Genomic DNA, 15262 nt, shown 5'->3' with positions numbered 1-15262 from the left:
AGAGGGACTCGAACCCTCACATCCGTGGGACACTAACACCTGAAGCTAGCGCGTCTACCAATTCCGCCACCTTCGCATCACTGCGGAGGGGGATTCTATAGAGTTTTGGGGGAGCGTCAACAGCCAAAGGGGACTTTTTTCGCTGTTGACGCCCAAAGTGGCGCCAAGGGTACAAAACTTCAGCAATTAGCCGACGTTTGGTGCTCAGTAACGGCCCAATGCGCTCTGATACATCAGCTCATACTGGGTGACAGAGTCAGGCCAGTTGAAGCGGGTCTTCATGGCATTGTGCTGCACCTTGGCAAAACGCGCCTTGTCCTGCAGGAAATAGAGCAAGCTGCGGCGCATGGTATCGAGCAGGATGGCGGCCGTTGGATCGTTGAAGCAGAAACCGGTGGCCCGCTCGGGATCGGCATCCCAATCCACCACGGTATCTTTCAGACCCCCCACGGCGCGCACCAGCGGCAGGGTGCCGTAGGCGAGGCTGTACATCTGGTTGAGGCCGCAAGGCTCGAACAGTGAGGGCATCAGGAAGAAGTCGGCACCGGCTTCGACCAGATGAGCCAGCCGATCGTCATAGGTGTTGATGAAGGCGAGCTTGTCCGGATAATCCCGGGCCATGGTTTGCAGTTGCGTGGCGAGCGCAGGATCGCCAGAGCCGACGATCACCACTTGCACCTGATGGTGGAGGAATTTCTCCAGCGCAGGGAGCAGCAGAGGGACACCCTTCTGCTCGGTCAGGCGGCAAACCATGCCGTAGATCGGGAGATCTGCCACGGCCAGTCCCGCTTCCTGCTGCAGACTCTGCTTGCAGATCTGTTTGCCAGCCATGTTGTCGATGCTGTAGGTCGCAGGCAGGAACTCGTCGAACTCCGGATCCCAGTCCTTGTAGTCGCAGCCGTTGAGGATGCCGCAGAGATCGGCCGCCCGCTGCTGGAAGATGCTGGCCATGCCGTGGGCGCCGAGGTGAGTCAGCAGCTCCTGGGCATAGTTGGGGCTGACCGCATTGATCTTGTCGGCGTAGAGCACCCCGCATTTGAGCAGGTTGACGTGGCCGTAGTCGTAGTTGATGCGGCGCTCGTAATCGGCGATCTCGGGCATGGCCCAGAACTGCTCGCGGCCGAACACCCCCTGAAACGCCGCGTTGTGAATACTGATCACGCTGCGGGTCTGCTGGAAGAACGGGTTCTGAGCATGGCGGGTTTTCAGCAGCAGCGGCAGCAGGCCGGTGTGCCAGTCGTTGCAGTGGACGATGTCCGGGGCGAAGCCGAGCTGCTCGCAGGCATGGAGGGCTGCCGCCGAGAAGAAGGCAAAGCGCTCGCCGTTATCCGGATAGGCCTGATTGTTCTCGGCGTAGAGCTGGGGACGATCGAAATATTGCAGGCAGTCGAGCAGATAGACGCAGACGCCATCCAGCTCCATCTGGTAAATGCGATAACCGATATCCGGCAGCCCCGGATGGGTGGGCAGCCAGCGGGACGCGACCAGTTTGGCCTCATCCCGTCGCTTTATCGTCTTGTAGAAGGGCAGCATGATCCTGACATCATGCCCCTTCTGGGCCAGGTACATCGGCAGGGCTCTGGCAACGTCTGCCAGGCCCCCGGTCTTGACCAGCCCCTCAACTTCCGAGGCAACAAACAGGATTTTCAGTGGGTTAATAGCCAACTCTTGCTCCCTTAGGTACCACCACGATACCGCCTTCGGATACGGTAAATCGCTCTCTATCGTGGTCGAGATTTTCACCGATAACGGTGCCGGGCGCAATTTCAACGTTTTTATCTATGATCGCGCGCCGGATGGAGCACCCTTCACCAATCTTCACATCCCCCAGCAGCACGGATTCGCTGATGTGGCTGCAGGGGCCGATATTGCAGCGGAAACCGAGGATGGAGCGCTGGATCTGGCTGCCCTGAATGAAGCAACCGGCGGAGATCAGGGAGTTGGCGATCTTCACCTTGCACTCGTCGCTGTCGATGAAGGTGGCAGGCGGCAGCGCCGGATAGTGGGTGTGTAGCGGCCACTTGCGGTTATAGAGGGAGAAGGGGGGATTGTCGGCTACCAAATCCATGTGCGCCTGCCAGTAGGAGTCCAGAGTCCCCACATCCCGCCAGTAGACGCTTGGTCTTTCACCGGGGATGACGTTGGTGCTGTAGTCGTAGACGTAGACGGGCGCGCGCGGGTAGAGGCTCGGGATCACATCCTTGCCAAAGTCGTGGCTGGAGTTCTCCTCGGCGGCATCCCGCTTCAGCTCGCGGCAGAGGGCGTCGGTCTCGAAGATGTAGTTGCCCATGGAGACAAGCGCCTGGGTCGGATCGCCGGGGATGTGCTTGGGCTGTTTCGGCTTTTCCTGAAAACCGATCATCCGTCCTTCGGTATCCACCTCGATCACCCCGAATGCACTGGCCTCTTCGATGGGCATGCGCAGGGCGGCGACCGTCATGGCGGCGTTCTTCTGCTTATGGAAGGTGACCATCTGGCTCACATCCATCTTGTAGATATGGTCGGAGCCGAAGATGCAGACGTGATCCGGTTCGGCCCGCTCGATAAAGCCGAGGTTCTGGTAGATGGCGTCGGCGGTGCCGTCATACCAGCGTTTGCCCATCCGCATCTGGGCCGGGATGGGGTCGATGAAGCGGTCGGTGATGCCGACGATATTCCAGCCCTTCTTCATGTGCAGATAGAGGGATTGGGATTTGAATTGGGTCAGTACATAGATGCGCAGAAAGTCTGCGTTGACGAAGTTGTTGAGGACAAAGTCGATCAGCCGGTAGCTGCCACCGAAGGGGACGGAAGGCTTGCTGCGGGTGGTGGTCAGAGGCTGCAGGCGAGTACCTTCGCCACCAGCCAGGATCATGGTCAAAATGCCTGCCATCGTATTTCTCTCCCTGAATGAACCACATGAAAAGGTTTTCAACATCCGGTATAAAAACACCCCTTAAGGGGTGGTTTTTATAGTGCTCTTAGTACCTTATCAGATCCCGTATGGCGCTCTCTAGCTGTTTTATTGTGCGGCTTACACTTATTTACACTTTGCTCAGATAGACCTTGAATTTGGCATCACTGCTGATCACTTCAGCCCGTTTGAAGTGTGTCTCCAGTATAGGCTGGTAGCGCAAGAAGGCGTTGGCAACAATGGTCAGCGAGCCAGTTGGCAGCAAAAATTCCGGCGCCCTGGCCAGGAACTGCTCGGTCGCCGCATAGAAGGTTTTGAGACCCGCATGGAATGGCGGGTTGGAGACGATGTGCTGGAAACGGGTGGAGACATCGGAATAGACATCGGAAGGGTAAACCTTGCCCTCTAACCCATTGATCGCCAGGGTGCGGCGGCTCGACTCCAGCGCCAGCGCACTGATATCCACCATGTTGACCTTGAGATCCGGATTGCGCTTGGCCAGCACAGATCCAATCACCCCGGCGCCGCAGCCAAAATCGAGCAGCTCGCCCTTCATCGGCGGCACTGCGGCCAGCAGCATCTGGGTGCCGAGATCCAGCTCGGCGGCGCTGAAGACGCCGGGCAGTGCCAGCACGGTCAGTTCGGTATCACCGGCCTTGCACTGGTAGCGGCCAAACCAGCTATCCAGCTCGAACGGGGCGACCGGCTTGCAGAGCTCGCCATGATAGAGGGAGCAGCGGCGCGCCGAGTCGCGCTTGATCGGCTTCTCGCCATAAGGGGCCAGCAGCTTGTCGGCGCCATTGATGCCGCCGCGGTTGTCACCGGCCAGGAACAGGTCGGCACCTGCCTCCAGCAAGGGAGTCATCATGGCCAGCAGATATTGCGCCTCGGCCTTGGCCTTGGGCATCAGCAGCAGCAGGGCATCGAAGCGGGGGACGCCAGCGAGCTGGTGGTCGAACAGGATGGCCTCGCCGAGGGCGGCCTGCTGGCTGCGGTAGTAGCAGTAATCGGTGGTAAAGACGGTCAGGGTTTGGGCCAGGGTCGCCAGCTGGCGGGGGTAGTCATCCTCCAGCGCGCCACAGACAAGTAGCCGCTTGCCGACAAAGAGGGCTTGGTTTCGTTCCAGCATCTGGCTGACGGCACTGATAGGGCTGCTCATCGGGTCTCTCCACGCAATTTTGGGCGGCCATTATACATAGCCCCTTTCGCCTTGACATTTATGCCGTGTTCCCGAAATATGCCCAGACACCATTTTTTGACCAGAGATGACGAAATGCGGTTCAACGGGTTGAAACGAAAGCACAAAAAAAGCCTGACATTCGGGCCTGCCGACGTTCGCGCGTAACCTCTCATCCCTGAGAAGCTTCAAACCCCGGTTGCGCACATCGTACCGGGGTTTTTTATTGCCATATGCGCGTCATTTAGGAGAAGGAGATCCCATGTTTCAAGGTTCAATCGTTGCGTTGATCACCCCGTTTCGACAGGGAAAGCTGGATGAAGAGGCGCTGCTGCGTCTGGTGGAGTGGCATATCGAGCAGGGCACTCACGGCATTGTGCCGGTAGGCACCACGGGAGAAAGCCCGACCCTGACCCATGACGAGCACTGCCGGGTGGTGGAGCTGGTGGTCAAGCAGGTGGCGGGGCGCGTTCCTGTCATTGCGGGGGCCGGTTCCAACAACCCGGTCGAAGCCATCGAGTACACCCTCCATGCCGAGCGGGTCGGTGCCGACGCTACCCTGCATGTGGCCGGTTACTACAACCGCCCCAATCAGGAGGGGCTCTATCACCACTTCAAGGCCGTCCACGACGCCACCGCCAAGCCGATCATCGTCTACAACATTCCGCCGCGCGCCATCGTCGACGTGCAACCCGCGACCCTGGCCCGTCTGGCCGAACTGCCGCGCATTGCCGGGGTGAAAGATGCTACTGGCGATCTGGCCCGCCCGTGGACCGAGCGCCAGCTGATCAAAAAGCCCTTCGCCTGGCTCTCCGGTGAAGATGCCACGGCCGTGGCCTACAACATCGGCGGTGGTCAGGGCTGTATCTCGGTGACGGCCAACGTGGCGCCCAAGCTGGTGGCCGAGGTGCAGAACCTCACGCTGGCGGGTAAGTGGCAAGCCGCACGTGAACTGCAAGACACGCTGATTCCGCTCCATCAGGCGATGTTTGCCGAGCCGAGCCCGGCCGGTGCCAAATATGCTGCCTCCCTGCTCGGTTTCTGTAGCGAGGAGTGCCGCTTGCCGGTGATGCCGCTGTCGGACGCAACCCGCGCGCGTATTCGCAGCGCCATGCAGCAGCTCAACCTGCTGTAATGCAAAACGGGTGAGCCAAGGCTCACCCGTTTTGTTTCCGGTCTTTAGTTCCGACCTTGGGTTCCTACATAGCCCCGCTCAGGCGGCGTGATGCAGCCAGGCGGCGATGGCCAGCTGCAACTCGACATACGCCGGATAGAGGAAGAGGGTCGCTGGTTCGGCAGGCCACTCGTCATGCTCGTCCGACCGGGCTTGCAGATGGGCGTGCAGGCTGGTCAATGCTGGCAGCCAGGGCGCGGCTTGTGGCAGCGTGGCCGCACTGCGGGCAACCAGATCGATTCCTTGGCACAGGGCCGCGAGTGCCTGCCGTTGAACGTCTTCATCCTGCGGATGCTCCAGCCAGAGCTGTTCGTGATGCTGCCAGTGGCGCAGCCCCTCGCTGATCCCCGTCATGCTTTCAAGATCTTCACTCGCGACCAGTGTCTGCAGCGCCAGCGGTTTGCCAAGGCCAGCCAGCCGATAGCCGCGCTGGGCTTTGGATTGGGCGCCGAGGCGCAACCCGCCGAGCTTGGCGAGGCGTTGGGCCAGTGCAAACAGCGCCGTGGTATCGCCGGATTTGAGCTCCAGTTCCAGTTCGTTGATGGTGGTGCGGCCCTGACTGCCGACTATCTCTCCCTGATCCCAGGCCAGCTCAATCTCGGCGTTCTCGAAGGCGATCAGCCAGTGGCGACGCAGGAAGTCGGTGCGAAACTGGGCGACCAGCTGCTGCTGAATGTGGTCGCGCTCGGTCAGGGTCGGCCAGATCGCATCGGGAAAGGCCGAGAGGGTCGGCAGATCGCCGCTGACGGGGGCGTTGTACTCGGGTCTGGCGTGCAGGCCGCCCACTACCTGACCGCGGCATTTGATGGTCTGTTCGGCGAAGGCATCGCAGCGGCGGATCCGCAGCCCCATCTCCAGCTGGCGCAGGGCAAGGGTCGGCGTATCGAAATAGACGTTGCCGAGCTGCTGTCGGGACGATTCCTTAATTTCGAGAGAATTCAGCAGGTTGGATAACTCGGTTTGAATGTCGCTGGCGACAAAAAACTTTATCTCGATCTCAGTTTGCATAGTCATTCCGGGCTGGCAGGCAACTTTGGGGGGCAGGATTCGGGTCGCGGGGATATAATGCCCGCGATACAACCAGATTAATTCGCGGTTTAATTGAGTGCGCAGTTCGGTTATTCTGCGCGCCTCATAAAATCGTATCGAGTGTTTTTTCACCGACACAGGTTTGGCCATGCCAGTAAATACTATTTTGGGGCTTTTTGCCAAGTCCCCCATCAAGCCGCTGCAGAAGCATATCGTCAAGGTTCACCAGTGCTCCCAGCAGTTGGTTCCTTTCTTTGATGCCGTTGCCGAAGACCGTTGGGAAGATGCCGAGCAGATCCGGCAGCAGATTGCCCAGCTGGAGAAAGAGGCGGACATCCTCAAGCGTGAAATCCGTCTGAAACTGCCTCGCGGCCTGTTTCTGCCGGTTGCGCGTACCGACCTGCTGGAGCTGTTGACCCAGCAAGACAAGATTGCCAACCGTGCCAAGGATATCTCCGGCCGCATGCTTGGCCGTCGCATGGAGTTCCCCGCCGAAATGCGGGCGGATTTCATGGCTTACCTCAAACGTTGTATTGATGCGACCGCTCAGGCCGAGAAAGCGATCGGGGAGCTCGACGAGCTGCTCGAGACCGGCTTCAAAGGACGGGAAGTGGAAATGGTTGCCGAGATGATCCACCAGCTGGATCTGATCGAGGACGATACAGACACCATGCAGATCGGTCTGCGCCAACAGCTGCAAGCGGTTGAGCAGAAGTACAATCCGATTGATGTGATGTTCCTTTACAAGATCCTCGAATGGGTAGGTGACCTGGCAGATCAGGCCGAGCGTGTAGGCGCCCGTCTGGAACTGATGCTGGCTCGTTCGTAATCGACTGACTGGGTAAACACTATTAATGGACATTATCGCGAATTACGGCACCACTCTGGTGCTCGTGGCGGCCTTGTTCGGCTTTTTGATGGCCTGGGGCATTGGCGCGAATGACGTTGCCAACGCCATGGGCACATCGGTCGGCACCAAATCCCTGACCATCCGTCAGGCGATCATCATTGCCATGATCTTCGAGTTTGCCGGTGCCTATCTGGCCGGTGGCGAAGTGACGGCCACCATCCGTAACGGCATCATCGACAGCAATGCGTTTGTCGACAGTCCGGATCTGCTGGTGCTCGGTATGATCGCCTCCCTGCTGGCGGCGGGCGCCTGGTTGATCCTGGCCTCCTACTTCGGCTGGCCGGTCTCGACCACTCACTCCATCATCGGCGCCATCGTCGGTTTTGCGGTGGTGAGCATTGGCCCGGAAGCGGTGCAGTGGAGCAAGTTTGGCGGCATCGTGGGCTCCTGGGTCATCACCCCGGCCATCTCCGGTGTCATCGCCTACTTCATGTTCATCAGCGTGCAGAAGCTTATCTTCAACACCGATGATCCGCTGAACAATGCCAAGCGCTATGTGCCGTTCTACATGTTCCTGACTGCGCTGGTGATCTGTCTGGTGACCATCAAGAAGGGGCTGACCCACGTTGGTCTGCACCTGACCGATGGCGAGGGCATTCTGCTCTCCGTTGCCATCTCCATCGCAGTGGCCTTTGCCGGCTGGATCTACATTCGCGGTCAGAAGTACAACCCGCAGGATGACAGCAAGATGCACTTCGCCAACGTGGAGAAGGTGTTCGGCATCCTGATGGTGATCACCGCCTGTGCCATGGCCTTTGCCCACGGCTCCAACGACGTGGCGAACGCCATTGGCCCGCTCTCTGCGGTGGCCTCTATCGTGGCTTCCGGCGGCGAAATCGGCGGTAGCTCCCACATTGCCTGGTGGATCCTGCCGCTCGGCGGCATCGGTATCGTGATCGGTCTGGCGACCATGGGCGAGAAGGTGATGGCAACGGTCGGTACCGGCATCACTCACCTGACCCCGAGCCGTGGTTTCGCCGCCCAGCTGGCGACTGCCGCGACCGTGGTGATTGCCTCCGGCACCGGTCTGCCCATCTCCACCACCCAGACCCTGGTCGGTGCGGTCATGGGTGTGGGTCTGGCGCGCGGTATTGCGGCGTTGAATCTGGGTGTGCTGCGCAACATCGTGGTCTCCTGGATCATCACCCTGCCTGCCGGTGCCATTTTGGCTATCGCGATCTTCTATGTGCTGCAGGCCTGCTTCTCCTAATCGAAGCGCCATTCAGCAAAAAGCCCGAGTCATCGACTCGGGCTTTTTTATTGTGCGCGGGAGCTGAGCTGCTCCCTTTGCATTATCTGCCTTAGAGGCTGGCGCAGATTTGCCACAGATCGTACTGGATGGCGGCGGCGGTCACTTCGCGACCCGCTCCCGGCCCCTGGATCACCAGCGGGTTGGTGCGGTAGCTGTCACTCTCGATGGCGAAGATGTTGTCGCATGGCAACAGGTTGGCAAACGGGTGGTGCGGCTCCAGCGCCTCCAGTCCGACCCGCGCCTTGCCGTCATGCTCAAAGCGGGCGACGTAGCGCAGCACCTTACCAAGCCGCTTGGCCCCTTCGAAGGCGGTCTGGACCGGGCCATCCAGCTCTTTCAGGCGATCCATAAACTGATCGGCGGTCACCTTGCGCAGCGGAACGGGCACCAGATTCTCCAGCTCGATATCGGCGGAGTCGAGCTCGAAGCCCGCCTCCCGCGCCAGAATGAGCAGCTTGCGCCGCACATCCTGACCTGAGAGATCTTCGCGGGGATCCGGTTCGGTCAGGCCGTGCTGCCACGCTTCGTCCACCAGCTCGGAGAAGGGGCGGGTGCCGTCATACTGCTGGAACAGCCAGGAGAGGGTGCCGGAGAAGATGCCGGAGACCCCCTGAATGCGATCGCCGCTCTGGCGCAGCATCTGGATGCTGGACTGGATCGGCAGCCCAGCGCCCACGGTGGCGTTGTAGCGCCACTGCACCTGATGGTCGCGGCAGGTTTGCTTGATGCGCTGGTAGAACTCGCTGTCGGCGGCACCGGCAAACTTGTTGGCGGCGATGATGTGAATGCCGAGCTGGGCAAAATCCGGATAGTAGCGGCTCACCGTTTCGCTGGCGGTCATGTCCAGCGCAATCAGCGCATCGAAGCCGTGCTGCTCAAGCTGGGAGAGCAACTCCGGCCAGATCAGCGGTTTGGGGTTGAAGTTGTCCTGTACCTTGAGGGGGTTGAGCCCCTCTTCATCCAGCAGGCCCCCTTCCGAGCTGAACACCCCGTAGAGGGTGAGCGCCAGATTGAGTTCATGTTCCAGCCGCGCTTTTTCGCGGGCATAGAGGCTCAGCCAGTGGCCGCCGATATTGCCCTTGCCGAACACCACCAGTCCGACCCGGGTTGGGCGGCTGAAGAGGGCGCTGTGCAGGGCGATGAGCAGCGGCTCCAGCACTACCTGACGCAGCACGGCCACCAGACTCAGGCCATCTCGGGCCACCTGTACGAACTCCAGCGGCTGATCCGCCAGCAACTGGTAGAAGCGGTGACACTGTTCTGCGTTGTCGGTGACACCGGCGCCGACCAGCGCCACCAGACTGAACCCCTCTTTCTGGATGAGGCCGGTGAAGCTCCCTTGCAGCTGGAAGTCGCGCAGCAGCTCGAAGGCGCCCTGTGCTACCTCAAGGGTGTAGGCGAGACGTAGGATCCGGCGATCCGGCTGGCGCTGCAGGGTGAGCGGGTTGAGACGGTGACGGGCCAGATGGGCCTCGATGGTGGCCACCGTCTGTTCATAGTTGGTCTGCGGCAGCACCTTCAGCTCGATGAGGGCGATCTGATCCACCGAGGAGACGATGCGGGCGCCGCCGGAGCGGGGGGCGCGGCGCAGGATGTGGGTGCAGCCCTCATCCGGGTTGTAGCTGCAGCGCAAAGTGAGGCGTTGGCGGCTGTCGGCCACAGGTTGCAGGGTGCGCGAGTGCAATACCGAAGAGCCAAGACGGGCTAGCTCGTTGGCTTCCGCGAGGCTCAGGCGCTCCAGCAGGCGTGCCTCCTTCACCCGACGCGGGTCGGCGCTATAGACCCCGGCCACATCGCTCCAGATGGTGGTGGATTCGCCGTCCGCCAGCAGTGCCAACAGGCTGGCGCTGTAGTCGGAACCGTTGCGACCGAGCAGCAGGGAGCGCCCCTCCATGTCGGCAGCGATAAAGCCGGTTACCACGATGCGGCCGGCATGCTCCGCCAGTCGCGCCTTGAGCAGCTCGCTGGAGAGGGCAGTATCTACCTTGACCAGAGCGCCATCCTCGGCGCGCAGGAAGCTGCGGGCATCGAGCCAGATAGCCTTGTCGCCTCGGCTGGTGAGCAGGGCTGCCAGCAGGCGCGCTGACCACACCTCGCCAAAGGCGAGCAGGCCGTTGCGGGCGAAGCGGTCAAACTGCCCCTCCAGCGTCTTGGCAATCAACTGCATGTCGTCGGCCAGCTGCTTGCTCAGATCGAGCTGCAGTTCCCCTTCCAGCAGGCCGTCGATCAGGCTCTGCTGATAGGCCTGCAGGGCAGAGATGGCTTCACCGGCGGCTTCGTCCCCCGCTTCGGCCAGCTCCACCAGCTGGATCAGCCGGTTGGTGGTCTTGCCAGCGGCGGAGACCACGATCAGTTCATCCCCGCCCACCTGTTGTTCAACGATGCTGGCGACCCGGCGATAACAGACCGGATCCGCCAGACTGCTGCCACCGAATTTGTGGACGTGACGTCGCTTCAATCCTGCTTCTGCTGCCACCGCGATCTCTCCTTGTTGCTGCTGTTCCATTACTTCGCTACCTGTTCTGCCTGCTGCGCCTGTTCAAAAGCCTGAGCCAGATCGGCCACCAGGTCTTCACCGTATTCAATACCGACCGACAACCGCAGCAACTGGCTGCTGATACCTGCTGCCTGCTGCGCCGCCGGGGTCATGGCCCTGTGGGTCATGCTGGCCGGATGGGCCACCAGACTCTCCACCCCGCCGAGGGACTCGGCCACCGAGAAGAGGGTGAGGGCCGCGAGGAAGGCGCGAATGCCTGCCTCGCTGCAATCGAGTTCAAAACTTAGCATGGCGCCGAAGCCGGACTGTTGACGGCGCGCAATATCGTGGCCCGGATGGCTCGGCAGGCTGGGGTGATAGATGCGTTTCACCAGCGGCTGCTGTTGCAGGAAGGCGAGAATGCGATCGGTGTTCTCCTGATGGGTGCGCAATCTGGGGGCCAGGGTGCGCAGACCGCGCAGGGTGAGGTAGGAGTCGAACGCGCCGGAGGTGAGTCCCAGACAGTTGGCCCACCACACCAAGGATTCGGCCAGTGCCGCCTCTTTGGCAATCGCCACCCCGCCCACCACGTCGGAGTGACCGTTGATGTATTTGGTGGTGGAGTGCACCACCACATCGGCACCGAGGGCCAGCGGTTGTTGTAGCAGGGGAGAGAGGAAGGTGTTGTCCACTACAACTTGCGCACCCACCTCGTGGGCGGCACTGGCGATGGCACTGATATCCACCACCCGCAGCAGCGGGTTGGAGGGGGTCTCGACCCACACCAATGCCGGCTTTTGTGTCAGTGCGGCGGCCAGTGCGATCTCGTCACCCTGATCGACAAACTGCACCCGGTAGTGGCCCTTGGCCGCCAGATACTCGAACAGACGCCAGGTGCCGCCGTAGCAGTCGTGGGGGGCGATCAGCAGATCCCCCGCCTTGAGCAGTGCTGTGGTGACCAGATGGACGGCACCCATGCCGGTGCCGGTGACCACGGCGCCCGCGCCCCCTTCCAGTGCCGCCAGCGCGTCCGCCAGATTGGTGCGGGTCGGATTGCCGGAGCGGGCATAATCGTATTGACGGGGCTCGCCAAAGTCGGCAAAGGTGTAGTTGCTGGAGAGGTAGATGGGGGGCACCACGGCACCGTGCTGCTGGTCTGTCTCAATCCCGGTGCGAACCGCCAGGGTGGCTTTGTGGGTCATGTTACTCTCTCCTTGAACTGTCTCTGGGCGATGGCTGCGTTGCCTGCGCCACGGCGATCCTGCCATTACTGGCCTATGGTGAACCACCTTACGCCAGCACAAAAAAGCCGTCAACACTTCCAGACGTCTAAATGGCTTTGCTGTTGGATTGCCATTAATTTCCTTAAGGGTTAAAATCCGCGCTCACGGCTAAATGAGAACAGGTGAGTCATGGGAACAGAGTGGAACGGCGACTACGTCAGCCCCTACGCGGAACACGGTAAGAAGAGCGAACAGGTCAAGAAGATTACCGTCTCGATCCCGCTCAAGGTGTTGAAAGTGTTGACCGATGAGCGCACCCGCCGTCAGGTGAACAACCTGCGTCATGCGACCAACAGCGAGCTGCTCTGTGAAGCCTTCCTGCACGCTTTCACCGGCCAGCCGCTCCCTTGCGACGAAGACTTGCGCAAGGATCATCCGGACAGCGTCCCCGCCGAAGCGCGCGCCATCATGGAAGCGCTGGGCAAAGAGATCGAAGATTTCGACAAAGAGTAAGCGATTTGCCATGCACAAGAGGCGACCCCTGGGTCGCCTCTTGTCGTTTCAGCAGCCCCGTTCGCGGGGCTGTGCTTATTTCAGCAGGCTGAAGATCAGCGCCGATACCGCCAGCGAACCGGTCAGCAGGATAAAGCCGTTGGTCCAGCCGTGACGGAAGCGGGCCAGCGCCTCCACCTTGTAGATGGCAATGACCGGCATGATGAACAGGATCATGGCGATGACCGGGCCGGAGAGGGTCTCCATCAAGCCGAGGATCCCTGGGTTGATGACGGCGGCGCCCCAGATGGCGAAGAACATCAGGGCGATGCCGAGCTTGTCCGCTTTGGCCAGCGACAGCCCTATGGGCTTGGCGATCAGGCTTTTCAGGCTTTCGCGGGCACCGAGGAAGTGGCCGAGGAAGGAGGAGCTGATGGCGATAAAGGCGATCAGCGGCCCCAGAGTCACGATCACCGGGTTGTCGGTGATGTTGGCGAGATAGGAGAGTACCGAGACGTTCTGCGCCTTGGCTTCAGCCAGCTGGGCTGGCGAGAGGCTCAGCACGCAGGAGAAGACGAAGAACAGCACGAATCCCACCAGCATCACTGTGGTGTTGCGCAGGATCAGGCCGCTCTTGGCTTCTGCCTGCTCGCCATATTCACGGCGCTGCACGTTGGCAAAGCCGGAGATGGCGGCGGCGTGGCTGAAGGCGAACACGGTGACCGGCAGCGCCAGCCAGACGGTATTGAGGAAGCTGACCCCTTCAAACGCGGTCACTTCTGGCCACTGCCACTGGGGAATGAGGTAGCAGGAGAGCGCTGCCAGAATGGCCGCCAGCGGATAGACCATAAAGGCGAAGGCGCGCAGCATCGCTTTCTCACCCGCCAGCATCACGGCGATCATGGCAAACACCAGCACGCCGGAGAGCATCACCCGATCCGGGGTCGCCATGCCGAGCTGGTTGACCATGAAGCTCTCCACCGTGTTGGTCAGCCCGACCCCGTAGATGAGCAGGATCGGGAAGATGGAGAGGAAGTAGAGCGCCGAGATGAGGCGACCGGCCATCTTGCCGAAATGCTCCTCCGCCACTTCGGTGAAGTCGGCGTGGGGGCGTGAAGAGGAGAGCACGAAGCGCGCCAGCCCGCGGTGGGCGAGGAAGGTCATGGGGCCTGCCAGTACTGCGACGATGACGAGGGGCCAGATGCCGCCCAGACCCAGATTGATAGGCAGGAACAGGATGCCGGCGCCAACGGCGGTGCCAAACAGGCTGATAACCCAGTGGGTGTCGTGACGGCGCCAGCGGGTGGTGCTGGCAGTGGTGGAGCAGGAACCTGATAGCTCCTTGGTAGCCTCTACAGATAAACTCATTACTAATTCACTTTTTGTTAGTGTTTTAATCTGGGTTTATTGTGGTTTATCGGGATTTAATTCTCAAAAAGTGAGACTGAAACATATCACTGCCATTGCGGGGTTTAGCCAGCGAGATTGGGAATGGAATCTGGGTCACAGAATGAAAAAAAACTGATATTGGTGATTTTTGTGAAATATAAAACCAAAATTTGATCTGCTCTCATTTTTTTATTTTGGCTAATCAGGGGTTTTCAGAATTACGTGAAAAATTGCACCATTTCTCGCCGACCGATTGTGATGTTTCACTATCATTTTGCCGCTTTGCCAGCGTATCACGCTGTGCAAGCGCGCCTGGACCAGCGGATCACACCGGCCATCACCCCTGACAACGACTCTGAAAAAGCAGGCGGCCATCGGGCCGCCTGCATGTCTGGTGTGATGACATCGCTATCCGCCTAGTGGGCCAGAATGCTACCCCAGGCGAGATCCGGATCCCCCATCACGATAAAGTCCGGGTTCTCCAGCGACTCGGTTTCGTTGTAACTGAGCGGCTGCAACGCCAGGCTGAGGATGCGGCCACCGGCTGCCTCGACGATGCACTGGGCGGCGGCGGTGTCCCACTCGCCGGTGGGGCCGAGCCGCACGTAGCAATCGGCCGCACCTTCCGCCACCAGACAGGATTTGAGGGAGCTGGAACCAAGCGGGATCAGCTCGTAGTTGATGGCCGGGTTGAGGCGGCGGGTGAGGTTCTCCAGCTTCTGGCGGCGGCTGATGGCCACCACCAGTGAGTCGGGCTGGTCATGCTCGTGGTGCATGGCGCTGATGGGCAGTACCTCGCCGTTCACCTCCTTGAAGGCGCCGTAGCCGCGCACTGCCCAGTAGAGCACGTTGGACTCGGGAGCGTAGATGACTCCGAGCACCGGCACATTGTCCCGCACCAGGGCGATCAGGGTGGCGAAGTCGCCGCTGCCCGCGATAAATTCGCCAGTGCCGTCGAGGGGATCCACCAGCCAGTACTGCCGCCAGTTGGATCGCTGGCTGAAGGGGATGTCGGCCGCCTCTTCGGTCAGCACCGGCACATGGGGGGTGAGCGCCGACAGCGCCTGCTTGAGGTAGGCATCGGCAGCAAGATCGGCACTGGTGACCGGGGTCGCATCCTCCTTCAGCTGACGCTCGAACTGACCGCCGTGATAGATGTCGTGAAGGATCCTTCCGGCTTCGCGGGCAATCTCCTTGACCCCCGGCACCCAGGCCAACAACTCCTGCATCTCGTTATCCTCTGTCTG

The 15262-nt window shown here is 60.6% G+C and carries 12 protein-coding genes; 4 read left to right on the top strand and 8 right to left on the bottom strand.

Annotated features, from left to right (window positions below; all coding sequences use genetic code 11):
• Window positions 1-204 precede the first annotated feature (204 nt).
• From glgA to rsmC, 3 genes are all read right to left on the bottom strand, one after another.
• On the bottom strand, window positions 205-1665 hold the full coding sequence (gene glgA / locus OKC40_RS02070; protein WP_270793968.1) for a glycogen synthase GlgA: 1461 nt from the start codon (window positions 1663-1665) through the stop codon (window positions 205-207).
• Entirely contained in the window at window positions 1655-2872 is a 1218-nt protein-coding gene (gene glgC / locus OKC40_RS02065) for a glucose-1-phosphate adenylyltransferase (RefSeq protein ID WP_042059554.1), read from the bottom strand. The genes glgA and glgC overlap by 11 nt, the downstream gene beginning before the upstream one ends.
• A 151-nt stretch (window positions 2873-3023) precedes the next feature.
• Complete coding sequence (gene rsmC, locus OKC40_RS02060; protein WP_270793967.1) at window positions 3024-4052, bottom strand: 16S rRNA (guanine(1207)-N(2))-methyltransferase RsmC; 1029 nt, start codon at window positions 4050-4052, stop codon at window positions 3024-3026.
• Between the two features lie 280 nt (window positions 4053-4332).
• On the opposite strand from rsmC, the gene dapA reads away from it, so the two are divergent.
• The gene (dapA, locus tag OKC40_RS02055) at window positions 4333-5205 is read left to right on the top strand and encodes a 4-hydroxy-tetrahydrodipicolinate synthase (protein ID WP_234604098.1); all 873 of its coding nucleotides are present in this window, start codon (window positions 4333-4335) and stop codon (window positions 5203-5205) included.
• A gap of 78 nt (window positions 5206-5283) precedes the next feature.
• Here dapA and OKC40_RS02050 read toward each other — a convergent pair whose 3' ends face one another.
• Window positions 5284-6252 (bottom strand): CYTH domain-containing protein, encoded by a 969-nt coding sequence (locus OKC40_RS02050; RefSeq protein ID WP_270793966.1) that lies wholly within the window; start codon window positions 6250-6252, stop codon window positions 5284-5286.
• 169 nt (window positions 6253-6421) lie between these two features.
• Here OKC40_RS02050 and OKC40_RS02045 point away from each other — a divergent pair, with 169 nt between their 5' ends.
• Both OKC40_RS02045 and OKC40_RS02040 read left to right on the top strand, forming a co-directional pair.
• A complete protein-coding gene (locus OKC40_RS02045) occupies window positions 6422-7102 on the top strand; it encodes a TIGR00153 family protein (RefSeq protein WP_270793965.1) in 681 nt (226 codons plus the stop codon).
• A 25-nt stretch (window positions 7103-7127) separates the two neighbouring features.
• Entirely contained in the window at window positions 7128-8393 is a 1266-nt protein-coding gene (locus tag OKC40_RS02040) for an inorganic phosphate transporter (RefSeq protein ID WP_058053889.1), read from the top strand.
• Between the two features lie 91 nt (window positions 8394-8484).
• Here OKC40_RS02040 and OKC40_RS02035 read toward each other — a convergent pair whose 3' ends face one another.
• Together OKC40_RS02035 and metB are read right to left on the bottom strand one after the other, a co-directional pair.
• Window positions 8485-10941: a bifunctional aspartate kinase/homoserine dehydrogenase II gene (locus OKC40_RS02035; protein ID WP_270793964.1), complete on the bottom strand. Its 2457-nt coding sequence runs from the start codon at window positions 10939-10941 to the stop codon at window positions 8485-8487.
• Window positions 10941-12113 carry a cystathionine gamma-synthase gene (gene metB / locus OKC40_RS02030; protein WP_270793963.1) on the bottom strand — a complete coding sequence of 391 codons (1173 nt, stop codon included), beginning with the start codon at window positions 12111-12113 and terminating at the stop codon, window positions 10941-10943. The genes OKC40_RS02035 and metB overlap by 1 nt, the downstream gene beginning before the upstream one ends.
• 210 nt (window positions 12114-12323) lie before the next feature.
• Between metB and metJ the strand changes: the two genes are divergently transcribed.
• Window positions 12324-12647 (top strand): met regulon transcriptional regulator MetJ, encoded by a 324-nt coding sequence (gene metJ / locus OKC40_RS02025; protein ID WP_005343046.1) that lies wholly within the window; start codon window positions 12324-12326, stop codon window positions 12645-12647.
• 75 nt (window positions 12648-12722) lie between these two features.
• Here the strand turns inward: metJ and OKC40_RS02020 are convergent, their stop codons facing one another.
• Together OKC40_RS02020 and cysQ are read right to left on the bottom strand one after the other, a co-directional pair.
• A complete protein-coding gene (locus OKC40_RS02020) occupies window positions 12723-13994 on the bottom strand; it encodes an aromatic amino acid transport family protein (RefSeq protein WP_270793962.1) in 1272 nt (423 codons plus the stop codon).
• 437 nt (window positions 13995-14431) lie between these two features.
• A complete protein-coding gene (cysQ, locus tag OKC40_RS02015; protein ID WP_042053272.1) occupies window positions 14432-15244 on the bottom strand; it encodes a 3'(2'),5'-bisphosphate nucleotidase CysQ in 813 nt (270 codons plus the stop codon).
• Between the last annotated feature and the right edge of the window lie 18 nt (window positions 15245-15262).

This window comes from Aeromonas sp. QDB11, from assembly GCF_027705265.1.
Taxonomy (GTDB): domain Bacteria; phylum Pseudomonadota; class Gammaproteobacteria; order Enterobacterales; family Aeromonadaceae; genus Aeromonas; species Aeromonas allosaccharophila.
This window is presented reverse-complemented; position numbering and strand designations above follow the sequence as displayed.